The organism is Sphingomonas sp. BK235 (assembly GCF_004345855.1).
In the GTDB taxonomy this organism is placed as follows: Bacteria; Pseudomonadota; Alphaproteobacteria; order Sphingomonadales; family Sphingomonadaceae; genus Sphingomonas.
In genome coordinates, this window is sequence record NZ_SLXN01000013.1 from 47,359 (window position 1) to 69,653 (window position 22,295).

The 22,295-nt window shown below is 63.0% G+C and carries 18 protein-coding genes; 6 read left to right on the plus strand and 12 right to left on the minus strand.

Annotation, left to right across the window (positions count from 1 at the left end):
- Positions 1–48: 48 nt before the first annotated feature.
- From EV292_RS20870 to EV292_RS20895, 6 genes are all read right to left on the minus strand, one after another.
- On the minus strand, positions 49–654 hold the full coding sequence (locus EV292_RS20870) for a hypothetical protein (protein WP_132911202.1): 606 nt from the start codon (positions 652–654) through the stop codon (positions 49–51).
- 161 nt (positions 655–815) lie between these two features.
- Positions 816–1,340, minus strand: coding sequence for a thermonuclease family protein (locus EV292_RS20875; protein ID WP_132911203.1), 525 nt, complete (start codon positions 1,338–1,340; stop codon positions 816–818).
- Positions 1,331–1,519 carry a hypothetical protein gene (locus EV292_RS20880; protein ID WP_132911204.1) on the minus strand — a complete coding sequence of 63 codons (189 nt, stop codon included), beginning with the start codon at positions 1,517–1,519 and terminating at the stop codon, positions 1,331–1,333. Before EV292_RS20880 ends, EV292_RS20875 begins: the two co-directional genes overlap by 10 nt.
- A gap of 11 nt (positions 1,520–1,530) precedes the next feature.
- A complete protein-coding gene (locus EV292_RS20885) occupies positions 1,531–2,169 on the minus strand; it encodes a hypothetical protein (protein WP_132911205.1) in 639 nt (212 codons plus the stop codon).
- Positions 2,170–2,193: 24 nt separating this feature from the next.
- The gene (locus tag EV292_RS20890) at positions 2,194–3,102 is read right to left on the minus strand and encodes a zincin-like metallopeptidase domain-containing protein (protein WP_132911206.1); all 909 of its coding nucleotides are present in this window, start codon (positions 3,100–3,102) and stop codon (positions 2,194–2,196) included.
- Positions 3,103–3,188: 86 nt separating this feature from the next.
- A complete protein-coding gene (locus EV292_RS20895) occupies positions 3,189–5,456 on the minus strand; it encodes a ParB/RepB/Spo0J family partition protein (protein ID WP_132911207.1) in 2,268 nt (755 codons plus the stop codon).
- 190 nt (positions 5,457–5,646) lie between these two features.
- Between EV292_RS20895 and EV292_RS20900 the strand changes: the two genes are divergently transcribed.
- Positions 5,647–6,147 (plus strand): MucR family transcriptional regulator, encoded by a 501-nt coding sequence (locus EV292_RS20900; protein ID WP_132911208.1) that lies wholly within the window; start codon positions 5,647–5,649, stop codon positions 6,145–6,147.
- 81 nt (positions 6,148–6,228) lie between these two features.
- On the opposite strand, the gene EV292_RS20905 is transcribed toward EV292_RS20900, so the two are convergent.
- From EV292_RS20905 to EV292_RS20920, 4 genes are all read right to left on the minus strand, one after another.
- Positions 6,229–7,191, minus strand: a complete 963-nt coding sequence (locus tag EV292_RS20905; RefSeq protein ID WP_132911209.1) for a DUF2971 domain-containing protein — start codon at positions 7,189–7,191, stop codon at positions 6,229–6,231.
- A gap of 78 nt (positions 7,192–7,269) precedes the next feature.
- Complete coding sequence (locus EV292_RS20910) at positions 7,270–11,487, minus strand: strawberry notch-like NTP hydrolase domain-containing protein (RefSeq protein WP_132911210.1); 4,218 nt, start codon at positions 11,485–11,487, stop codon at positions 7,270–7,272.
- Positions 11,488–11,522: 35 nt separating this feature from the next.
- Positions 11,523–12,383, minus strand: a complete 861-nt coding sequence (locus EV292_RS20915; protein ID WP_132911211.1) for a toprim domain-containing protein — start codon at positions 12,381–12,383, stop codon at positions 11,523–11,525.
- Between the two features lie 12 nt (positions 12,384–12,395).
- A complete protein-coding gene (locus tag EV292_RS20920; RefSeq protein ID WP_132911212.1) occupies positions 12,396–12,617 on the minus strand; it encodes a hypothetical protein in 222 nt (73 codons plus the stop codon).
- 236 nt (positions 12,618–12,853) lie between these two features.
- Between EV292_RS20920 and EV292_RS20925 the strand changes: the two genes are divergently transcribed.
- Positions 12,854–13,123, plus strand: coding sequence for a hypothetical protein (locus EV292_RS20925; RefSeq protein WP_132911213.1), 270 nt, complete (start codon positions 12,854–12,856; stop codon positions 13,121–13,123).
- A 4-nt stretch (positions 13,124–13,127) separates the two neighbouring features.
- On the opposite strand, the gene EV292_RS20930 is transcribed toward EV292_RS20925, so the two are convergent.
- Positions 13,128–14,420, minus strand: coding sequence for a hypothetical protein (locus EV292_RS20930; RefSeq protein ID WP_132911214.1), 1,293 nt, complete (start codon positions 14,418–14,420; stop codon positions 13,128–13,130).
- A 115-nt stretch (positions 14,421–14,535) separates the two neighbouring features.
- Here EV292_RS20930 and EV292_RS23240 point away from each other — a divergent pair, with 115 nt between their 5' ends.
- Positions 14,536–15,420 (plus strand): lytic transglycosylase domain-containing protein, encoded by an 885-nt coding sequence (locus tag EV292_RS23240; protein WP_243693898.1) that lies wholly within the window; start codon positions 14,536–14,538, stop codon positions 15,418–15,420.
- A gap of 367 nt (positions 15,421–15,787) precedes the next feature.
- Here EV292_RS23240 and EV292_RS20940 read toward each other — a convergent pair whose 3' ends face one another.
- The gene (locus tag EV292_RS20940) at positions 15,788–17,092 is read right to left on the minus strand and encodes a replication protein RepA (protein WP_132911215.1); all 1,305 of its coding nucleotides are present in this window, start codon (positions 17,090–17,092) and stop codon (positions 15,788–15,790) included.
- A gap of 549 nt (positions 17,093–17,641) precedes the next feature.
- On the opposite strand from EV292_RS20940, the gene EV292_RS20945 reads away from it, so the two are divergent.
- The 3 genes from EV292_RS20945 to EV292_RS20955 all read left to right on the plus strand — a co-directional run bounded on the left by EV292_RS20945 (position 17,642) and on the right by EV292_RS20955 (position 22,288).
- Positions 17,642–18,844, plus strand: a complete 1,203-nt coding sequence (locus EV292_RS20945) for an AAA family ATPase (RefSeq protein ID WP_132911216.1) — start codon at positions 17,642–17,644, stop codon at positions 18,842–18,844.
- 268 nt (positions 18,845–19,112) lie between these two features.
- Positions 19,113–20,090 carry a ParB/RepB/Spo0J family partition protein gene (locus EV292_RS20950; protein ID WP_132911217.1) on the plus strand — a complete coding sequence of 326 codons (978 nt, stop codon included), beginning with the start codon at positions 19,113–19,115 and terminating at the stop codon, positions 20,088–20,090.
- 1,154 nt (positions 20,091–21,244) lie between these two features.
- A complete protein-coding gene (locus EV292_RS20955) occupies positions 21,245–22,288 on the plus strand; it encodes a hypothetical protein (protein WP_132911218.1) in 1,044 nt (347 codons plus the stop codon).
- Positions 22,289–22,295: the final 7 nt, after the last annotated feature.

Sequence of the window (22,295 nt, forward strand, 5' to 3'; positions counted from 1 at the left end):
GGCGCCGGAAAGAGGTTGCCGGTTTCGGAAACCTCTTTCCGCGGGCGCTCAGTCGATCAGCTCGACGCCTAGCGAAGCAAAGGTGCTGGCCTGATCGCGCGCAGCGTAGCGCGCCGCGTCGCACAGGCCTTTGAAGTCGGGGCCGTCGTAGGTGGCGAAGCCAAGATGGCTGCAGCCGGTAATCCGCTGCCCGACGACGCCGACCTTGCCGGCTGGCACCCAGTCTGCCCAATCGCCCCAGGCGGCGCGCACGCCGATCTCGCCGATTGCGGCTTCGTACGACGCGATCGAGCGCAACACGTGGCTGTCGCTCGGTTGCAGCACCTCGCCGGTGAAGGCGGAGTAGCGCTGCGGCCGCCAATGCCGCGCAGTCTGGCGCGCGAGATCACGCTCGAGATCGAACAGCGGTTTACGCAGGGCGGCGAACTCGGCCTCAAAGCCGAGTATCACCAGCGACCAATCGACATCCTCTTCGTAGTAGATGCTGTCGAGCCGCAGCGCCTCCGGCATTGCTGCCTGGCGCTCATCAGAGAGCACGAAGCCGCCGTGCGAGGCGGTGGTCACCGACCATACACCGGGCAGGCGTTGCTCGGCGGTCTGAGGTGCGTCCCAGAGGGTGTGAACAGGTGCGGGGGTTGAGGTGAAGGCGGGCATGATGATCTTCTCCCTGATCGACGCCCTTCCTCCCCCCTCTTTCTAAACGTCGAGCTGGAAGGCGAGGATGATACACCGCTGTCTCCCCGCAGCTGCGCATCCCGAACTCCGGAGGATGCCGAGTAACCGGATTATAGAACTTACCGGGTAATCATGATCCTTCATCCGCGTGAGGTTCGCCTCTCACACGACAGGCGCTCGCCGTGGCGCCACTTTGCGGGATCGATGAAGTAGCCTGCGTGCGCTCCGAGTCCGCGGCGCTGCGCCGTCTCGAAGGCCGCGACGTACCGCTGCGCGCGCGCAGGATCGCCCTTGAGGTAACTGGTGGCTGGCACCGCGAGGCCGGCAGCGATCATCGTCTCGCCGAGGTCCTGTCCGCCGACCTCGACGGTGCCGATCGGCCGTCCGTAGCTCTGCTTGCCGGTCAACCGGATCGTGGCCGGGTTCGCCTTGAGCAGCTTGGAGGCATAGTCCTGGGCGGCCTTGCCGCACGGCCAGCAGCCTGACGTCGTGCGGCACATCTGGCGCTTCTCGAAAGCGTCGGCGCCGAACAAGCGGATGTCGATCGAGACGGTGTCGCCGTCGATCGCGCGGCCATCTGCGGTGATCGCGCCGCTTTGGTCTGACCGCGGTGCCGCACCGGTGCAGGCAGCTGCGATTAGTGCGAGGCCGAGGATCAGGCGCATGCGCTCACCTCGTCGATCGGCGCGTGTGCGCGCTCGATCACGCGCCAGGGCTGCATCCGGTCGCCGGTGAGCAGCAGCACGACGTCGAGGCCCTCGGCCTGCATGCGCTGCGCGACACGCCGGGCGTGAAGCGCGCTGCACAGACGCCAGCGCAAGGGAGAAAAGGGGGCGTTTTCCATGTCAGGCTCCATCAGGCTGGCATTGCAGATGCGGGCGACTTCGCGAAGACTGTCGCGTGGACCTTCGTCTCCGGCACGACGGTCCACGGCAGATCGCGGAAGTTGCGGATTCGGTAGTGGCCGAAGCGCGAGGCGCACCGAACGGTTATCCGGCTGCCCCGCTTCACAACGATGAACTCGGTGCCGGAATGCCCATCCTCGAAGCGGATCGGCACGGGGAAGCGTACGCGCATGCCGTCGTCGATCCGCCGCGCGCGCTGGCGCAGTCGCGCAAGACAGCGTCGACGCCAGTCCAGCGCCCCCTCGTTGTCGGTTGCCGGCAGAAGGCGAAGGATGCGTTCCGGGCATTCGTCCGAGCACGGCCCCGCGTTCTCGGTCATGTCCTTATAGGCTAAGACGTATCCGTCCGCGGCGTTCGGCGTCCACCGCACCTCACAGATCACGGCGATGACGGAGGTGGCGACACCGTTCTCGAGCAGCTCGACAGCGGCATACCAGGCGCGGTTTCCGGGGCACGCGCTTGCGATGACGCGCGCACCGCGCGTGCCGCCACCATCCTGCTCGCGCGAGTAAGTATATTGGTCGTTCAGATAGGCCTTGGGCGTGGCGTGACCGCCCATGCTGCTGCGAGGCATTGAAAGCCAACCCATGTCGGGTTCTCCTATGGTCGTGGATCATGCCGCGAGCTTCACCGCGTCGGTCGCCTCGGCCGAGAAGGTGCGCAGATAGGCGAAGGCCTGCTCTGCCTTGGTCGCGGCGACGAAGATCGCGCTCTTGTCGGCGCGCAGCACCCGCAGCCAGTCGGCGACGTAGTTGGCGTGGCTGTCATGGATCTCGGACGGCAGGCCAAGGTCGCTGCAGACCATCGCGCCGGTAAGCTCGGCGACCAGCTCTTCGACGCAGTACGCCTTGTCGCCGAACTTCTTGCCGAAGGTTCGATCCAGCCGCGACGAATGCCCTGTCCAGTGGGCATGCTCGTGCGCGAGGATGGAGGCGTGCGCGTCGGCCGACTTGAAGCTGCCGGCGTGCGGCATCTGGATGTAATCGAAGGTGTAGCTGAAGAAGGCGCGATCACCGCCGCGGCGCACCTTCGACGGGATGGCTGCGAAGAAGGCGTCGATGCGATCCTGTCGCGCCGATAGGAGGGTCGGTGTGGGCGGCGCCGGACGCGGGTAGAAGTAGCTCGGCAGGCCCTCGATCTCGTCGGCGTTGAAGACGGTATACGAGCGCAGGAAGCGGATCAGCTTGTCGGCTATGATCCCCTCAAGGTTGGGCTGGCCACGCTTGCGGAAGGTCGAGCTGTAGACCGAGAAGGAGGGCTGCGCGTCGCGGCGCACCCGCCCGCCGAGTTCCTCGGCCTGGTGCGCGGTCATCCAGTAGCGGCTCCGGAAGCCGAGAAAGTCGGCCATGACCCAGAGCCAGATGGAGTTGATGCCGAGGTACGGCGTGCCCTCGTGGCGGAGCGGTCGCCCACCCTCCCCGGTGACGGACCATGGCCGTTGCCACGGCACGGTGCCGGCCTCAAGCTTGGCGATGATGGTGTCGGTAATTGCGGCCGCAATGTCGCGGGTGCCGGCGGGCATGGCGCGGCTCCTTGATGAACGTGGAAAGAAGCTGCCGGCGCCGCGGTGAGGCAGCGCCGGCAGCAGGTTGCCCAGCGGGTGTGCTGTTACTCGGCCGCGACCACGTCGTTGACGGTGTCGTCGTTCTGGTGCTCGGGCGGCATGACGTCGCCGGTGCCGCTGCTCTCTCCATCAACATCGGCCGTGCCGTCACCAGCGGGCTCGCCGGCGTCTTCACCGATGAGCGCGGCCAGGTCGTCGTCCTCGCCGGCGCCGGTGCCGTCGCCGATCAGCCCGGCGAGCTCGTCCTGCCCATCGTCCTCAGGTGCCTCGCCGGAGGCGACGTCGTTGAAGCGCATCGCAGCCGGCACCCAGGCAAGCGCCTTCTCCTTCACCTCGGCCTCGACGATCGCGTCGCCGGCGAAGAGCTTCTGGCACGACGCCGAGATCTCCGGCTTCTTGCTGCTTGCGTTGCGGCTGGTGAGCGACGGACCGCCGACCTCGTCGAGCAGCGACAGCAGCGCGCCCTTGGGCACGCGGTCGAAGAAGTTCTCCGATGTCGGGCGCCACCAGCTGGCGACGTCGACCTCGAGGGTCGTGGCGAGGCGGTTCTGGAGCGGGATCTGCTTGGGCGCGCCGTAGCCCTCCTTGGCGTCGAACGACGTGGCCACGATCCACGCCAGCCACTTGGCCTTGGTGTCGTCGGAGAGAACGCGGAACGCCTCGAAGCGCGCCACCTTGTTGTCCGCCTCGGACCAGCTCGCGTCCAAACCGTCGTAGACCTCTGCGAGGTAGTCGCGCGCGCGCGAGCCGGGGACGCCGGTCGCAGGCACCGCATCCTGCGGCAAGGGCGCACGGATGGTCGTGCCATTGCCGTCGGGGCGGTAGTTACGCCCCTCGATCATGACGAAGATCATGTAGTCGAGCGCGAGACCAGGGTTGGCCTGCAGCGCGGCACCGAGCACGTCGCGCCGCTGGATCGCGAGCTGATCCATCAGGACCTGGCTCATCGGCTTGCCACCCGGGGCGGCGCGGTCGGGCTCGACGATCGAAGTGGTGTTGCCCCGGCCAATGGTGTGCCCCGCCCCTTCCTCGATGCGGAAGGTCGCGACCGGCGCACGACGCTCGGAGTCTTCGGCATCGCCTTCGGCCCTGTCGTCCGCCGAAGCTCCCTCGTGCTCGCCGGCATCGTCGTCGACAGCGTCCGGCTCCACCATCGTCACCGTGATCGGCGTCTCGCTGTAGAAGGTGTCGTCGAGCACCATCTCGCCGGTATGCGACAGCGTCAGGAAGGCGCCGACGCGGGAGGCCACCTCCGGGGGCATCATGACCGGCCGATGCTCGAGCGCGTCGAGTTCCGCCGCGAGCGTGTCGTACTGGCCCTCGATCTCGATGTGCGCCTCGTCGGTCAGCGTGCCGCTCTCGAGCTGCTCCTGCAGCGGTGCCAGAAGCGCCTCGATCTCGACCGCGCGCGCGCCCTGCTCCTCGGTCATCGGCTCGGTCGGCAGGTAGACACGGTACAGACCGTGCGCGGCGTTGTAGGTGCTGCTCGACGCGACCGGGCGGATCCAGGCGAGGCCGCGCTCGTCGCCGATGCGCTTGGCCTCGGCTTCCATCTTCTCGCCCGCGAGTCTCTGGACGATCTCCGGATTGGTCCAGCGGTCGTCGCCGTCGCTGAACAGCTCGCGCTCGATCACGCCACCTGCCGCCTCGTACGCGTCGGCGCCGACGAGCAGGGCAACCGGATCGCTCGAGCGCATATCGTCATTGGCGATCGTGCGCCGGATGGTGTCGGGCGTGTTGTAGCTGCTGTGGCCGTAAGCGTTCCACACCTTGAGCTGACGCTCATGGCTGGCGGTCGTACCATACGCCTTGGCCATCTCGAGGCTGATCTTCTCGTCGACGAGCGCGTCAAAAATGGGCTCCGCCAGATTGGCGAGCCGCAGGCGTCCCTCGACGAACCGCCGGGTCACGCCGAAGCGGCGCGCGAGCCCGTCGATATCGCCGCCCTGCGAGAGGATGAGCTGGAAGCCACGGCACTCGTCGGCCGGGTTCATGTTGTCGCGCTGGAAGTTCTCGACCAGCGACACCTCGGACAGCTCGCTCTCGGCGCCCGTCATCAGCTTGACCGGCACGTCATACTCGTCGGCGTTGATCTCGCCGCGCTCGGCGAGCAGCATCAGTCCGCGGTAACGGCTCTCGCCGGCGACGACGCTGTAGTGGCCGCGCGGCTTCTTGAGCGGCGTCACGATCAGGTTCTGCAGGATACCATTGGCGGCGATGCTGATCGCGAAGCTCTCGGCCTTGTCGGCGCGCCGCTTGCGCACGTTGACGTCGGAGAGGACCAGCTTCGACAGCTTGACGGACTGGATCATGGGAAATCACCCTTATGCTGAGCATCCGACGTTCTGCCGGACACCAGCTCCCCTCCCCCTTCTCTCCATTTCTCGGGGCTGCGTCGGAACGTGACATGTTCTCGGACTGTTTAGAGTTACTGCGGAGGCGCCTTGGGCTATGACAACGCCGTCGCGTCCGCGACCGTCCCCCTGACTACCGGGATCCAACATGACCGAAGAAACGAACCCCGTCGAAATGGCGACCGAGCTGACGATCGCGTGGCTGTCGAACCCGAATACGCGCACCTCGGCCGACGACGTGCCGGCGTTCCTGAAGACGATGCACGATGCCGTCGCGAACCTGAGCAGCGCGTCGCCTGAGGCGGCCTCCGAGCCGGCCCAGTCGGAATACACGCCCGCGGTGTCGGTCCGTAAGTCGCTCGCGAACAAGGACCACATCATCAGCATGATCGATGGCAAGCCGTACAAGACGCTGCGCCGCCATCTGTCCACCAATGGTCTGACGCCAGACGAGTATCGTGAGCGCTACAACCTGAAGCGCGACTATCCGATGGTGGCAGAGACCTACAGCGAGGCGCGTCGCACGATGGCGAAGAAGATCGGCCTGGGCCGCAAGCCCGGCCAGAAGGCCGCCGAGGCTGCTCCTGAGGCGCCCGCGCCGAAGCCGCGCCGTTCCAAGGCGAAGGTAGTCGAGACGACCGACGCCTGATCGGTCGGACAAACCGAGGGTTGAAAGGTTTCGATAGTAGCCGACGTTCGCGAATGCGATGTCCGCTACAACCTGTTGAACTTATCCTTGCTGCCGTAGCGGGATAGCTGCGATTGAGATTTTTCCTGCGGGGTCAATGTTCAAACCGCGAAGAATTTCCTGAAACGCCCACGCGACCTGATTTGGGTAGACGCACGGCCCAATAATGATCCTGTCGAGCAGCCTATCGAGGTTCAGCCACGGCATATTCAGACCTGGTTGGTCTTCCAAAGGCACTTTGCATATCATCTGCGGAATGCCGCGAACGGTCTCGATGCTCGTCTGAATGTAAGGAGACGGATCTGAAAGCGGCCGGTGGATAACCCGCCACTCCTGCTCCTCGACGAAAGCTGGATGCTTGAATGATAGCGTGGCGAACTGAAGCGCGTTTGTTATGATTGACTGTGCATTCTGGAACGGGACCTGCCTTATCGTATCTATGTTGGCCGTCAGTCCGTCAGCTACCTCCTTTAGGTTCGAGAACAAGAAATGTTCGTCTCCGTAGGCGACGGGGCTTGAGTAGGTGTTCAGCTGGCCAGTGTCGTTTTCAAAGACCTCGGTATTGAAGATGAGCGCGACGCCCGATGTGGGGCCACCATATGCGCGCCACATCGAGAGTCGTCCAAGTAGGTCCTCGGGATCGTGCGCCGATAGAGAGGTCAAATAGGTCTGGGTCCGAGACTGCCATTCGACCTTGTTAATGAACTCGGCAATCGCATTCCAAAGCCCAGGATGCGCGCTGTTGAGCGTAGTTTCGAGCTGTGCCCCGATGCCCATTTGAAGGGCGCCAATTAAGCAAGCGGTGCCGTATGCAACCTCCGAAAAGTCGTTCATCAACTGCGCGTTGCGGAGCCAGAGCGTCTTGTTTTTGAGGATTAGCGCAGCATTCTCGGCGGTGGTGTAGTGCGCCATTTTCAGGCCCTTCTCAAACACCTCCTGGAAGCGACGTGTTTCGTAGGGGAACGCCAGTTCCTGTAACGCCGTGATCGCATCGTTCTCGTCCATCCTGCGAGGCTAACCTCCTGATTGAGTTCGCGGAAGCACGCTTTCCATCGCCTTGCGAAGTAAGCGGTGGAAGGCGTCTCATGCCATCTTCAGCAGCCGCTCGAGCATTGCGTTTGCCTCGCTGAACGGCACGAAGACTCGCGTGCGGTAGGCGATGATCTCGGTGAAACAGCCGATCGACTTCAGATAGGCGAGCTGCTGCGCCGGTGCGTGCTCAATCTCGATGCGCTGGGTGCCATTCACGAACGAGCGCCGGATCGTCATCGCGAAAGGCCGGGTCACGTCGACGCTGCGACCCGACATGACCGAGTGTGCGATGGCGTCGACCGGCAGGTCCTCACTCTTGGCGATGCCGAGCTTGGTGTAGAGCTGCGCGACGTGCTGGTCGAACACGAGGCGGCCGAGCCAAGAGTTGCCCTGCGCGTCGACGATGCGGTTCACCGCGAGGTGGTCTGACGGCAGCGCCGACCAGATTGGCAAGAGCAGGCCCGTCGCCAGCCGGATCGTCTCGATCTCGGTCTGGCCGGCGAGCTCCGCGACCTCCTCGGCCCATTTCGCCTCGAACATGGCGCGGTCGATCTTGTCCCAGGCGGACTCGAGCAGGTCCGCCTCCCCGATATACTCCCGTCGGCACGGTCGCTGCAGCTCGAGCCGGGGGATCGCTTCCCCCTGCTGATCCATCCACGGCCGCGCGCGCAGCTGCAGCGCGACCTCGCCCGAGCGGGCGTTCATGACGAACGAGGAATCCCGCGCCCAACGAGCGGTATAGAGAATGTCGTCGAGCGGAATCGGCGTCTTCTTGCGCGCGATCTCGATGGTGAGCAGGTGCGACGTCGCGCCCGATAGCGGATCGGTGCGCAGCAGCGTGTCGTCGACCACGGTTGCGGTATCAGCCGTGATTGTCTCGACGCCGACGTCGAGCGTGCCCGCCTTGCGCGCCGCGGCGACCCGGGTCTCGACCAACGACAGGAACTCGTCGAAGATGACGTTCTGCAGCCCGATCGGCAGTGCGAGCAGGCGGTTAAGCCAGCGCTGAATGGGGGGCAGCTCCTCCTTCAGGTTACCGTCGTTGTCGTAGAGCTCGAGCCCCGTGCGCGCGCAGAAGTCGTCCATCGTAGTGCTGGTGAGCTTCCCCTGATCGAGCAGGTTGAACCAGGTGACGAGCGCGTCCTTGGCGTACTCGCTCTCGAGATTGTCGGCCGGATCGAACAAATTCTGCCCGCCGGTCTGCCGCTGTCCGCGCGTCAGTGCCCCCAAGCTGTCGAGCCGGCGGGCGATCGTCGAGGTGAAGCGCAGCTCGCCCTTGCAGTCGGTGGTCACGGGCCGGAACAGCGGCGTGGAGGCTTGATGGGTGCGGTGGGTACGGCCGAGCCCCTGAATCGCGCGATCGGCGCGCCAGCCCGGCTCGAGCAGGAAGTGGACGCGCTGCTGCTGGTTCTTGGCGTCGAGGCTGGCGTGGTACGAGCGCCCGGTCCCGCCGGCGTCCGAGAAGACCAGGACGCGCTTCGTGCCGGCCATGAACGCTGCAGCCTCGACCTGGCTGGAGCGGCCTGAGCGCGTCTCGACCTTCTGGCGCCCGTCTGAGGTCGGCACGAGCCGCTTGGAGCGACCGGTCACCTCGGCGACGTCGTCGGTGCCGAAATGCTCGATCAGCGCGTCAAGCGCCGACTTGATCGGAGGCAGGCCGCAGATGTGCTCGAGCATGGCGTCGCGCGCGGCGATCGCGTCCGGATTGTAGACCGGGTGACCCGCCTCGTCGGTCATCGGGCGCGAACGCACGGCTCCGGTGTCGTCGCTGTAGGTCTCCATCTGGCGCGTGGGGAACGCACGCTGGAGGTAGTCGGCGATATACTCGGTGGGTGACAGGTCGATCGTCGGATCGGCGCGCTCCTCGGCCGACATCTGGCCCAGCCGGCGATCAAGGATCGCCTCGGCCGTCGTCACCAGCTGCAGCACGACCGACTGGTCGGCCTTCAGGTGCTGTTCGATCGCGGCGATGACCGTCGGCAGCTTCATCGCGAGTAGCACCTGGCCGAAGAAGCGCTGCTTGCACGATTCCAGCCGCGAGCGCGCGGCCGCCTTGGCGCCGCTGTTCAGCGTGCCGCCCTCGACCGCGTCGACGACGTCGGTGAGCTTCAGCGCCTCCTCCATGTTCTGAAGGATCACGCTCCACGCGTTCGCATAGGTGTCGTAGATCTCGATCTGCTGGGGCGTCAGTTCGTGCTTCAGCACGTCATACTCGACGCCGGCAAAGCTGAGCGCGCGCGCGGTGTAGAGCCCGAGCGCCTTGAGGTCGCGCGCGACCAGCTCCATCGCGGCGATCCCGCCTTTGCGGATCTCGGAGATGAACGCTTCGCGATTGGCGAACGCCGTCTCCGGTCCCCACAGGCCAAGCCGCACTGCGTACGCGAGGTTGTTGACGTCCGAGGCGCCTGTCGCAGAGGCGTAGAGCACGCGCGCGTCGGGAAGGTGGTTCTGCAGGAGGACGCCACAGATGCCCTGCTGCGAGCCGTCCTTCTTGCCGAGCGCGCCCTCGCCGCCTGCCACGCCACCCATCTCGTGCGCCTCGTCGAAGGCGATGACGCCGTCGAAGTCGGGTCCGGCCCAGTCGAAAATCTGCTGCAGCCGGCTGTTGTCGGTGCGCATCGAGCGCAGCGTCGGGTAGGTGACGAACAGCACGCCTTCGAGGAGACGGATCGGCTCGTCGATCTTCCAGTTGGAGACCGGCTGCACGTCCCCGGCCAGACCGCCGAGCGCCGACCAGTCCCGTCGCGCATCTTCAAGCAGAGGCTCGTTCTTCGTCACCCAGATGTGGCGACGCCGGCCCTGCAGCCAGTTGTCGAGGATGCAGGCGGCGACCTGGCGTCCCTTGCCGGCGCCGGTGCCGTCGCCGAGGAAGAAGCCCTTTCGGTAGCGGCGGCCCTCCTCGTCGATGGTGAGGCCGACGCCCTCCTTGGCTGGCTTGAAGGTGCCCGGCAGCAACTGGTTCCAGGCATGTCCGGCGTAGATCACCGTCTCGAGTTGCGAGGAGGACAATAGACGGTCGGAGACGGTGCGCTCTGGCAGGTGAGGGATATGGGCCGGGATCGGCGCCGGGATCGAGCCCATCGCTACGGATTCAACCAGCGCCGTTGGGTGCTCTCCGGCCGCTTCGAAGCCGATCCGGCTCGGCCGATACGGCAGATAGACACCGACCTGATCGGCCAACGGCGCCGGCGCGGGCAGTGTCGTATAGCCGACCGGCAGTACCGCGTTTCGGACGGGAGCATGGTAGGTGCGCGCAACAGCTGGCGTCGCTGCGCGGGCGGCGCCGAATAGGGTGACGACGGCCGGCGCCGAATTCGCCACGGCCGCATCGATCACGAGCTCGGCTCGGGCAGGCACGGTGATCGCGTCGAGGAAGTCCAGAACACCTCGGCGCTGGATCACCGTGTGCGACGTCCCGCCCGCGACCTTGTCGATGACGTAGAGCCTGACCGCGATGTCGGTGCCGTGCTTGCGATAGCAGCTCTCGAGGCGGAGCGAGGTGCGCACCGTGCAGCCTGTGAGCACCGCCTCATAGGCGGCCTCGAGCTGGGCGCTCGGTGCGAACCAGTCCGGCATGATCGCGACGATGCGGCCGCCCTTCGCGACACGGCGGATCGCGGCCTGCAGATGCCGCAGCGCGGCCAGATTGTCGGCGCCGCGGCCGACGCTTCGCGAGAACGGAGGGTTCATCAGCACGACGGTTGGGCGCTCCAGCGCAGCGTGCAGGCTGACAAGGGCGGCGCCGTCGTGGCCGGTGATGATGGCGTTGGTGAAGACGCTTGCCAGCCGTTCGCGGCGCTTGGGATCGATCTCGTTGAGCTGCAGCCCGGCGTGATGCGGCACCTGCACCGCGAGCAGCCCGTTACCCGCGCTCGGCTCGAGCACGATGTCGTCCGGCCCGATCGCCGCCATCACTGCCGCGAGCGCGCCGATATCGATCGGAGTCGAAAATTGCTGAAGCTCGATCTGCTCCTCGCTGCGGACCGTCTGCGTCGGCAGCCGCTCCATCAGAGCTGCGGCATGCGGCACGCCGGCGAGGGTCGCGAGCGGGTACGGCTGGCGCGCAACGTGCAGCGCGAGCGCATGCTCGAGCATCTCGAAGCTGGCGCGCTGGGTCCAGCGGCCATCCGCGTCGGTTCCGCCAAAGGCCGTAGTCATGGCGCTGTTGAGGTCTCGCCGCGTAATCGGCATTTCGCCGGCGAGCAGCTCGGCGATCGTCAGCGCGGCCGGTCGGTCGGTCACCGGCGGCAGATCGAGAAGGTCGGACATGGAAGGCTCCCTTGGTCAGGCTGCCATCCGGCAGCTCACCGCCTTCCTCCCCCTTCCCTCTCCTTCGCCTCGAGCGCCTCGGCCCAGTCGTTGAATGGCGCAGGCGGAAAGTCCGCCTCGACCACACGCTCGTCGGTCGCATAGCGCGCGGCGCTACGCGCGACGGCGCGCAGCCCGGCCAGGTCGTTGTCGCCTGCGAGGATGAGCTTCGTCACCGTGGACGGAATCGTCAGCACGTCGAGCCGGCGCGAGCCGAGCGACGCCCAACACGGCAGCCCGCGCAGCAGCGACCAGGCGCGGGCGGTCTCGAAGCCCTCGGCGAGGCCGATGGTCGGAGCCAGCCCGCCCCCTCGCCACGCCCCAGAGCCGAGCGTCCCGAGCGTCGCCTTCTCGGTGTAAGCCGCACTACCCCGATCAAGGAAGATTCGTTGGAAAGCGACCAGGCGCTGTGCCTCGCGGACCGCCACGAGGAGGGCGGGCTTGAACACCGTGCGGGGCTTGGGGCCGAGCGGGCACCTTGCGTGAAATCGCACGTCGGTGGGTAGCGGCAGAAGGAATCGTGAGGCGAGGTAGCGCTCAGCGCATGTCCCGGGCACAGGTCGCGCCTCACTCCAGAGCCGTTCGATGTTGGCAGTGCCGGCTGCGCGCGGCGCCTCCGGCGGCTCATAGCGTCGGCCCAACGGGATACGGTCGAGCTCGCGCAGGACGTCGATGGGGTCGCAACCCGCGAAGCAGGTGACGAGCAGCCCGCGATCGCCCTGTCGGAGCGAGAGGCTGGGTGTACCATCAGCGTGCGCAGGGCAGCGGCAGGTTGCCACGTTACCGTGCCAGGATCCTCCGAGCGCCCCGACGAGATCCACCAGCTTCTGCGACGGACGGTTGGCAATGATGGCCATGGCTTGCCTCCATCAGCACTTCGCGGCGGGGACGCCGGCGATGGTGTAGAGCGCGACGGAATCGTCAGCAAAATAGGCTGCGATCAGCTCAGCGTCGTTTTCGCTGTCCGATGCACCAGGCGTTCGCTCACGGACGTAGTCCGCAAGCGCCTCGCGTGCGGCCTGTTCGGTAGGATGGAAGGCGACAATGTTCTTTCGGCCACGGTCGCGGATGACAAGCACGATACGTTGCATGGTGGAGGGACCCCGTGCCTGGGCGGCGGTGACGCAGCCCGTATTGAAGGGAGAACAAGGCCACCCGAGCAGCCCGCTCCTTCCCTCCCTCTCCGCTCCATCTCTACCCCTGTAGAATGGGGTGCTACTTAGTGCCGGTCCGTTTACCGGGTGCTAAAACCTGCGCTCGTAAGTTGCCTTGGAACTAGAATCGATCGGCGCCTGTTTGTCGACACGCGCTTCCAAAAGAGGTGTGGATGTCGCAGTTTTCGGCCATCGAGATTGCCAATTGGATCGCAATCTACCTGGCGGCCGGCATCTGCTGCGCCATCGCGATGGCGCTTTCGGTCACTGTGACCTTGCAAGGGCTCTGGAAAGACAAGATCTGGCAGGATGCCCGTACTGTTCGCGGAGCGGTTCTTCTTCTGCCGAAGGTTTGGTGGCGCTGGCAGAAGCTGTATCTGTTGTCGACCCCGGTGACGCTCGGCATCGTCGGCTCCTTTGCCGCGACCATGAGCTGGTCCTAATCCGCTAAAGCGCGAGCGCCGCGGCGATCCGGGCAGGCGCTGCCTCATGCTCAATGTCAGCGGGTGTGAGGCTTAGCAGTTCGCCGATATGGCGCATTCGTGGATGCGTGATTGCCTTGGCGGCGTGATAATCGTCGGTGTCGAAGCCCATTGCCTCCACCACGATCGTGCGCAACTCGCCCGTCACCCGCGATCGACCTTCAAGCAAAAAGTCAGGCCGACATGGGCCGTCGGGCGTCATCGTATCGAAGAGCGGCTTGCCGATCGCGAGGTCGATGCCCTTGCCGCGGAGCATCCGCTGCGTCTCGAGGATCCGCTTGAGAACCTTCCGCTCGAAGTCGGACTCGACGGGTACGAACAGGCGCCCGCTGTAGATCGGCTGCGCGTAGGCGCGCAGCGGGGCGTAGCCATGCGCCTCCGGGTATTCGCCGGCGACAACCAGGACGAGGAAGGGCCCGCTGATGCGGTTGCCGCGGATGGAGGGCGACTGGACGCGGTTTGCGATGTGGACCGGTAATCCGTCTGGGACGTGGATCTCGTGACCTTGGACGGCCGGCGCGTAGAGGAGCACGAAACCTTGCGGTGCGTGCGCCTTGGGCCAGTTCGGCGCGAGGCTACGCAGCGTCGCATAGACGACATTAGCCTCGAGCGGCCGGGCGTGGGTCCAGAGCGCCCGCGCCAGCTCGATTCCTGGCGCAATCTCGATCTTGCCAGCGGCACGCAGGATGGCGGCAAACCCTTCCTTGATCGACCAGTCCGGGCCAGCGCCTAGCGGAGGCACGCTGTTCGAGCCGGCGGTGTCCATCAGCCGCCAGAGGAGACGAGCAAGCCGAGGGGTCGAGGCGTTGCGTGTCCGGTCGTCGTCGCTGTCCTCCTCGGGACGCTGAGAAAGCTTCTCCGGCGCCGGCCGGAGCACCTCGAAGAACCCCGCCGGTGGATCCGTCGGTGTGTTGTGGGAGCGCACCTCCGTGATGCGGTTGGTGACCTGGTCGCGAAAAAAAGGGCACTCCGGGCGATGCTCCGGCCGCTTCTCGCTCGTCAGGCGCCGCAGATAGTAGGTTTCGGCCTCCGACAGGAACGCAGGCGTGAGGATAGGTGGGCGCTTGTCCGCGCCGAGGCAGCTGCAAGCGATCCATCGATGGCCGATACGTGCGTTCTGGACCAGCGTGATCCCGGCCTGCTCATCATGGAACGACCCCGCGCCCACATACCATCGCACCAACGCCTCGCGGAGTTGAGGCGGAAGTGGAATGCGATTAGGGCCCTGTCCGTCAGTGTCGCGATGGATCAACCACATGCTCGAAGAGACCTTCCGGCGCGGTTTAAAGAGCAGTTTCGGCTCGAGTGGCCAGCTTGACAAGCCCGATTAGCTCCTGCCCATTCCTCTGAAGCGGCGATTCCAGGAGTTTAATGTGCGGCGAGCGATCGTTCGAGCAGCCCTAATAAGTGTGGTGCTGACGGGCACAGCGCAGGCTGCGAACCGGCAGCAGCCGTCCAGACGTATCGAGTTGATCTCGATGACTGCTTTACCGACCGTGGACAGCGAAGCCGTCGCGGCTCCCACATCGGACGTCGGGGTAGATGCGACCCTTCCTGCCGAGTTCGCCGTTCACGATCTCAGTCGACGGTACGTCGAGTTTCGTATGAAGCGCGAGCTGGCGGGCCTCGTAGAAGCCTCTCCTCTGTCTCAGCCCACGTTTGCTGCGATCCCGACTTCATCATCGATCGCGGTGCCTGGCTGGATGCGAGCAAACATCCAGACAGTCGCCGCGCCCGCTTTCGTTCCAGGCTGCGCGCCGCTGGCTTACCGGCCCTCAGGCTTCTTGTCCCAAGAAGCCGAAGGTCGACGCGCAGCCTACTACGGCATGATGAGCTCGATCGCATGCGAGCACGGCATTCCGACGGGTCTCTTCGACGCGATGATCATTCGGGAAAGCCGTTACAACCCACTCGCTGTTTCATCCAAAAACGCGTTTGGCTTTGCGCAGCTAATGCCCGGCACCGCCTCCTGGCTTGGTGTAAATCGCTTTGACCCTCAGCAGAACATGCGTGGGGGAGCGCGATACCTGCGGCAGCAGCTGGACAAATTTCGCAGCGTTGAGCTTGCGTTAGCCGCGTACAACGCTGGACCCGGCCGTGTGCGGGACGGCCTTGTGCCCAAGATCAAAGAGACGCAGGCCTATGTTACCAACGTTGTTGGGGACTGGGTTAACTTAACAACCGCAAGAAGCTTTCAGCCGAGTGCGTCAATTGGGCCTAATACCCTAGCCCGAAAGGTTGTCGTGCAAACCTTTTAGGCATGCCCGAATGAACTAGCGATCGGCGTTGGGCGAAAGCAAATATTTTCATGCCGCTTTATACAACCAGCTCACTAACGACATCCTCGCGAGAAAATCTATCGAAATGATCGACGAGGAAGCCCTCGTCTCCTTGCCGGATCGATCGATCAGGATCGCGGTCGTAATGACCGGGCACCTACACATCGCCACTTAGCCGAACCAGCGGCCACCAGATGCATGAGGATATCCACAAGCTCTTGAGATGGCTCTCTGGTTGTAAGCGGCATGGCTCCCTCCGGCGTACGCCCCCCTCCCCTTTGAGCCTGACCGTCGCGGCTGCCGTACCGAAACGCTCCTTGTGCGTAAACGGCTCGGAGATCATCGGTCAGTCGTCCATGCGGTTCGCGCGGCGCTCAGCATACTTCAGGACAAACGCTTCCCAGACGCGGAGCCACTCCCCATCGGAGCGAGTGCGGGTAAAATTAGGACAGCCCTTGCGAAAGGCTGCCGCCATGTCGTCGACTGACCATGGATGTCCCTTTGTGAGGCCTATCTGACGAAACTTCGCCTCCCGTGCTCCGTACGCGAGCGAACCCGATGGAAAAGACAGGAGAGGCTCTGCTTTTACGTGATCGCTGCTTGACGCCCTCCGACGTGGTCCGACCGATGATCTCGGTTCCGTTGCTGTAGCCGGAGGTCCCATCAGTCGTAGATGCCGACCAACGAGCTTGCGCTCGAGCGGCGCAGGTGACGGATGCAGCACGACTTTGCGCCCGGACAGGTCGACGTTTGCATTAGGGTATACCGCGGACACGATCTGCATGGTCTCGCGTACGGTCTGCCGGAAACGCTTGCTGTCGGCCTCGTTGCCGAGGTGCTTGGCCAGCTGATCCCAGGAGATCACCTGCCCCTTGTCGGAGGCGATGCGCGGGAGGCGATATGCCAGATAAGTGTATAGATCGAGCGCCGTTGGGGTTCCCTTCAACTCCCGAATGGCGACCTCGTTGAGCGGCACGGCATGTTCGATCAGGTGGCTGTAGAATGCCTCTGACATCCGAATTTCGCGTGCAAACGCGCCATTCTTATCGAGCGACCCCGCATATTCGTTGGAGATTTTGACATCCCGGACCGCGAAAGCATTGTCGCCAGCTTCAGTGCCGTCCCAACGGATCTGCCACTCGCAAGCGAGCAGACGATCGACCTGCTCGCGCATAAGGTTAGCGGTTCCGCGTGGACCGTAGGACACCGTTTGGTACCCCAGTCGGCGCATCCATTCTGTAAAGTTGCGGCCTAGGTACACGTCCCGGGATTGCTTCATTACCGCCTGCGACAAAAGGTAGATCAGGGCAACACGAGGGTAGGCGCCATAGGGAACGCCTAGACTGCGCATCACCGATTTGCCATCGACGGTTTGCAGTACCGGGCGAGGATTGATCGCGAGGGCGTATTTGCCGTCCTCGCGAACGATCGGAGCGGTTTCGTCCTTAGGCCGCTTTGTGGGTAGAGACATGGCGCAGAGCGCTGAGTGGAGGAAGGCCGGCACCGGCTCCTCATCGTGCACCCTCAGAAAGGCATCGAGCGTGAGCTGCGTTCCGGCTGTCGTCGCAAGCTGGCGCACGCGATCTTCGCCACCACTCAGCATGGCTAGTGCGTACTGATGCCCTAACGGCTTATGCTGATCCCCATTCATGGCCCGCCCTCGCCCCGAATCTGTTCGGAGTGTGAGTGCATGTCTCAACAGGTTCGAGAGCTGAAATCAACCCTGTTGGCAGTTTGACCACGTTTTTGGCCTTAAAACCTGCAAAATCACCGATGATCTCGGTGCCGTTTTTTCGCGCTGCCGCCCCCTGCCCTTCTCACAATCGAGATTTTCGGACGATTCGCGCATCGGTTTTCTTAGGTTGATTCCATGTCTTAGGTATGTGCTCCGACATCATCGGTTGCGACGCACCGACATCATCGCTTTTCCGCACCGTCATCATCGGAAAGTACCGAGATCATCGGCATTTACCCACAGCCGCCGCCCAGGTCCGGGCGTCGCCCAAACGAGCCGAGTAGCTCTGGCGCCAAAAGGCTCGGAGATCATCGCAGTGGGTTAGCCGCGTGACTTCAGAGGAAGTAGCGACCGCCCGGACTGCTCGGAGATCATCGGTCGGCTTGGAGGTTTGATGGTCCTTTGTTGATCAAAACTGCCAACAGGCGTATTGGCCGAGTGCAAACTCACAAATGCGGGACCACGATGGCCACTGACCCAGCCCTGCCCCTTTCCGACGACCTCATGGAAGGCGGCTTGGACGTGCTCCATAGAAAATCGCTGACAATCCTCAAGCGTATTCGCGACAGCACTGTCGATCCGGACACTGGTCAAAAGAAGGGCCCCACTTTCCCAATTTCCAAGGCGGCGGCATTGGTCGGGCGAACAGCGTCTGCCGTACGTGAAGCCGAACGCGATGGTCGCTTGCCCGCGCGCGGTCGTACAGGATCTGGGCACCGACTTCAGTATACGTTGGAAGAGTTGGACCACATGCGCGAGGTATTTGGCACCCGCCCTTGGCGTGAGCCTTCGGATACGCCGGCGATCATCTCGGTATGCAATTTCAAAGGCGGTGTCGGAAAGTCGACGATCGCCCTTCATCTCGCTCAGCATTTCGCGATCAAGGGCTACCGCGTGCTATTCATCGACTGCGACAGCCAAGCCTCATCGACGATGATGTTCGGCTATCGTCCGGATGTCGACCTGAACGAGGAGGACACCCTCTATGGGCACTTCCATAATCCCGAGCTTCTCGGCGTGCGCAAGATCATCCGCAAGACCCACTTTCACAACCTGCACCTGATCCCGTCTAACCTGCGCCTCTATAATCTCGAGTATGAGATCGCCGGCTACATGGCGAAGAGCCAAAATATGGAGATCATCGACCTAATCGCACAGGCGATCGACGAGGTGGTAGACGATTATGATGTGGTTATCATGGATCCACCTCCGGCACTCGGAATGGTCTCGATGGCGGTGCTTCAGGCTGCGAACTCGATGGTCATTCCGGTGCCGCCAAGTCTTGTAGATTTCGCGTCTACTGTTTCATTCATCGACATGACTCGAACCACCATGAGGCAGCTAGAGCAGCTCGCAGGAAGGGGACGACCAGCGTATAACTTCATCCGTCTTGTTGGCAGCCGTGTCGACGAGAGCAAGTCAATGCATCGTGAAATCCTTTCAATGATGCGCCAGGTCTTTGGCGGCTCAATGACCCAGTCCGTGATGGTGACCAGCGCCGAAATCGACAACGCCAGCTCGCGTATGAAGACGGTGTTTGAACTCGAGAAGCCGGTCACGTCGCACGAGGTTTACAATCGCTGCATGAAGCACCTCAACGAGGTGTGCCAGGACATCGAGCAGGATGTGCTGCGTACCTGGGCAAGCCAGGCAGGGGGTCAGATTTGACCGGCGTTGCCACGTGGCAACGGGTCTCCATGGAAGTCCATGGCGTACGTCAGAACTGCGGTATGTGGCAGAAGGGAGTCGGGCGAGTTGCCACGTGGCAAACCTCAGCAATATCGCCAGATCACAACGTGCTAGGGCCTTCTTGACGGTCTCTCGAAGCGGTGTCTTGATCAACCAAACAAGCATGAGCCCGGGCGTCCGGTTGCCACGTGGCAACTCGGGTTAGGCGGCGTCGAAACAGAGCTTCAGTGAGAAAAAGGATTAGGCGATGAGCAAAGGCAATAGGGGCTTCGGCTCGATGTTCACCGAGGGCCTCGATAACGAGGAAAATCTGGATCGGTCGGCGTCAGCGGAGGGGATTATGGCGAGCCGAAGCCAAACGCTGGCCCGGATCGCAACGGGCAAGACTGTGGCTGATCGTACGGAGTGGGTGGACCCGGACCGCTGTCGTCCCTGGCGGATGCATAATCGGGACCTCGACCACCTAACGGAAGACAGCTGCGGCGACCTCATCGACTCCTTTCTCTCGGCGAAGAAGCAACGCATCCCCGCAATCGTTCGCCGCCTGAAGGACGACCCCGACTTCGATTACGAGATCGTCGCCGGTGTACGTCGCTGGTGGACGGTGAAGTGGCTTCGCACTCACCATCACCCCGAGTTCGAGTACCTCGTGACCGTGCAGAGCGTCACCGACGAGGAGGCGTTCCGCGTCTCTGACGTCGAGAACCGCTCGCGCAAGGACATCTCGGACTGGGAGCGTGCCAAGGAATATACGGTAGCGCTCGCCGAGTTCTTCGACGGCTCACAGTCGCAAATGGCCGAGCATCTGAAGCTGTCGAAATCTTGGCTTAGTCGCCTTCTCGACGTCGCGCGTCTCCCCGATGTTTTGGTACAAGCGTTCTCGGACACGCACGACATTACTGTACGCGTCGCCCGCGACATCAAGCCTCTGACATCCGATCCGAAGGCGCTGGCCAAGATGGGCGAAGAGGCAGGGCGCATCCAGGAGGAGCGAGCCGTAAGTGGCGCGAGGTTGAGCGGCCCGGAGGTTGCCAAGCGGCTTGTCAGAGCTACTGTTACGCCGACGTCGAAACGACAGGTTGAGAAGGAGGTGACAGGTAAGGCTGGCAAGGTGATCCTTCGATACACGAAGACGAGAGGAGGGGGGCTGACGATCAAGGTCCCGCCGAGGGCGGATGTCTCACGCGTGGAGCTTCTCAAGGCCATCGAAGGATTGCTGGCGTAGTCCTATCTGTCCATTATCGCGATAAGCAACTTCGAAAACGACCAAAGCGTCAGCTCTCGGCGTCACCTGAGGAGTCAATGCTTGTGAAACGACTGGTTGGCATCATTCTGGATAGGTGTGAAGGCTTTTTTGACAATCCGACGGGTCTTGCATACTAAATTGCGGTCGTCCTCTGTCCCGATGAGCTCGGCTTCAAGTGTCGAGTCAGCACCTTCATCTACCGGGGAGCTGCCACATCCCTTCCGGGTAATTGCTGACCGTAGTTGTTCGCTCTCGCGTTCACGCCTCGCTCAGCGTGCAGACAGGCTCTAGAGCCTTCCCCGTTGGGATAGCAGAGGCTCGCTCTAAGGCGGATGCCCGAGAGAGTCGGTCGATCAGTAAGCGGGAAGGGAGGGGGCGCGATCGCCTGCCGAGGAATGGAACTATCTGTCAGTCCTCGGACAAATAGTCGGCAGAAATGGCCAATCGTTCACAAGGCAGGGGAGGGGGCTTCGAGATCCTGAGACGGGTGGAAAGCGGCCGGTCCGCTTTCGGGCGGTCGGTCGGGAAAACCGGCCGTTCGTTCATCGTGCAGGGGAGGGGGCGCGAGCGCCTGCCGAGGGTGGATAACTGCCCGTCCGCTATCAGGCGGTCTGCCGGGGAAACCGGCCGTTCGTTAAGAGGGCAGGGGAGGGGGCTCGAGCGCCTGCCAGGGGTGGCATAGCTGCCCGTCCGCTTTCGGGCGGTCGGCCGGGAAAACCGGCCGTTCGTTCAGGCGGCAGGGGAGGGGGCTCGATCGCCGGCCGAGGGTGACAAGCGGCCTGACCGCTTTCGGGCGTCGATCACGACAAAGGGGACGCTCGTTGAGGCGGGAGGGAATGGGCCGGGAACGGGTCGTTCCGTCGAATCGTGAGCGGACTTGTGATGCGCCCTTTTGACACTTTCAAACCGGCACAAACCCGTGCGTCAACGGACAGGATCACAACCGTCCGGTTGTGACACGCGCGACCCGTACCCAGCCACTTAAGCCCCATTAAGCCGTTCTCGAGAGCGGGCACTTGTTCATCGTGCCCGATTGAGCCTTTTGGCATCAAGGAGCCGGCTTAGAAGCGCGTATCACTGCGACAGACCAGGCCAATTTTGGCAGCCATTAGCTGGGCTGATATGGTGATCCGATGCCGGGCAGCGTTCACCTCATCCCCCGATCACGATTAGGCTGGATCCCCACGCATTTACGCCTCGCGCACGAGTATTCGTTCTTCCTGCATGACGAAGGAGCCCGCATACTCGTCGAATATGAGGGAGCACGCGCTCACAATGTAACGTTGAATTTTAGAGACGACGCACAAGCGCGTAAGTTCAACGACATCGCGGAACGGGAAGATATCGTTACAGCCATGCGCACCTGCGGGTTCGAGAACGAGGCACGCAGAGTGGTGCTCAACCAGACCACTATGGCGATGGTGTCTGATTCTTTCCATCACATCTACGAGGCACTGCGATGCCTCGAGAAACGTAAAAGCATTGTCGCGCTGAACCTGCTGCGGAAGCCGCTCACCGATAGCCTTCTTTACCTGTCATGGATGCTGGCAGACGAAGATGATTTCTATCGCAATTTTTTGACAAACAGCCCCCAAGGTTTCAAAGCAAGCATCGTCAAAGGGCGCAGGATCGAGATATTGACAGGCGCGTTAGCCAGAACTGAAGTCGAAGCAGTTCTCGAGGCTTCCTTCCTCGACGCAGCACTGTTTTCTCCGACCTGCGATTGGGGCTTTCAGAAGCTATTTCAGCACGCGGTGCACCTGATCACGGTCGAGCGTGTGGAATTTCGGACTACGCCCGAAAGCTTTAATTTTATCTTCAAAAGCCACGGAGATGATGATCTTTATAAATTAATCTACGATATTCTGCCGCATATCTTGCTGTACTTCTCACATGTAATTCTAGGCCTTTTTGAGAAGATCGCCGACCCGGATCAGGGTGGAAAGTCCGCCTTCGTCGCTCGGTCGATAATAGGACTTTATCTTGTCGAAGGTGGCGATAATGAAGTCGATGCCCTTCGACAGCTAGGACCACTGACGCAAGTAAGGTGCTGCGGTTGCACCGCTCGTCTAGTAATGACTGCACATAACGCGGCTCGGTTGGTGCTTACTGAATCGTTCCGCTGCACCAAATGTCGGCGGACCCAGCCTTTCCCTTTCTCATGGATTTTTGACTGACCCACTC

Coding starts and splice junctions, on each gene's coding strand:
- EV292_RS20870 (WP_132911202.1), bottom strand. CDS start 654: ATGCCCGCCTTCACCTCAACCCCCGCACCTGTTCACACCCTCTGGGAC.
- EV292_RS20875 (WP_132911203.1), bottom strand. CDS start 1,340: ATGCGCCTGATCCTCGGCCTCGCACTAATCGCAGCTGCCTGCACCGGT.
- EV292_RS20880 (WP_132911204.1), bottom strand. CDS start 1,519: ATGGAAAACGCCCCCTTTTCTCCCTTGCGCTGGCGTCTGTGCAGCGCG.
- EV292_RS20885 (WP_132911205.1), bottom strand. CDS start 2,169: ATGGGTTGGCTTTCAATGCCTCGCAGCAGCATGGGCGGTCACGCCACG.
- EV292_RS20890 (WP_132911206.1), bottom strand. CDS start 3,102: ATGCCCGCCGGCACCCGCGACATTGCGGCCGCAATTACCGACACCATC.
- EV292_RS20895 (WP_132911207.1), bottom strand. CDS start 5,456: ATGATCCAGTCCGTCAAGCTGTCGAAGCTGGTCCTCTCCGACGTCAAC.
- EV292_RS20900 (WP_132911208.1), top strand. CDS start 5,647: ATGACCGAAGAAACGAACCCCGTCGAAATGGCGACCGAGCTGACGATC.
- EV292_RS20905 (WP_132911209.1), bottom strand. CDS start 7,191: ATGGACGAGAACGATGCGATCACGGCGTTACAGGAACTGGCGTTCCCC.
- EV292_RS20910 (WP_132911210.1), bottom strand. CDS start 11,487: ATGTCCGACCTTCTCGATCTGCCGCCGGTGACCGACCGACCGGCCGCG.
- EV292_RS20915 (WP_132911211.1), bottom strand. CDS start 12,383: ATGGCCATCATTGCCAACCGTCCGTCGCAGAAGCTGGTGGATCTCGTC.
- EV292_RS20920 (WP_132911212.1), bottom strand. CDS start 12,617: ATGCAACGTATCGTGCTTGTCATCCGCGACCGTGGCCGAAAGAACATT.
- EV292_RS20925 (WP_132911213.1), top strand. CDS start 12,854: ATGTCGCAGTTTTCGGCCATCGAGATTGCCAATTGGATCGCAATCTAC.
- EV292_RS20930 (WP_132911214.1), bottom strand. CDS start 14,420: ATGTGGTTGATCCATCGCGACACTGACGGACAGGGCCCTAATCGCATT.
- EV292_RS20940 (WP_132911215.1), bottom strand. CDS start 17,092: ATGAATGGGGATCAGCATAAGCCGTTAGGGCATCAGTACGCACTAGCC.
- EV292_RS20945 (WP_132911216.1), top strand. CDS start 17,642: ATGGCCACTGACCCAGCCCTGCCCCTTTCCGACGACCTCATGGAAGGC.
- EV292_RS20950 (WP_132911217.1), top strand. CDS start 19,113: ATGAGCAAAGGCAATAGGGGCTTCGGCTCGATGTTCACCGAGGGCCTC.
- EV292_RS20955 (WP_132911218.1), top strand. CDS start 21,245: ATGCCGGGCAGCGTTCACCTCATCCCCCGATCACGATTAGGCTGGATC.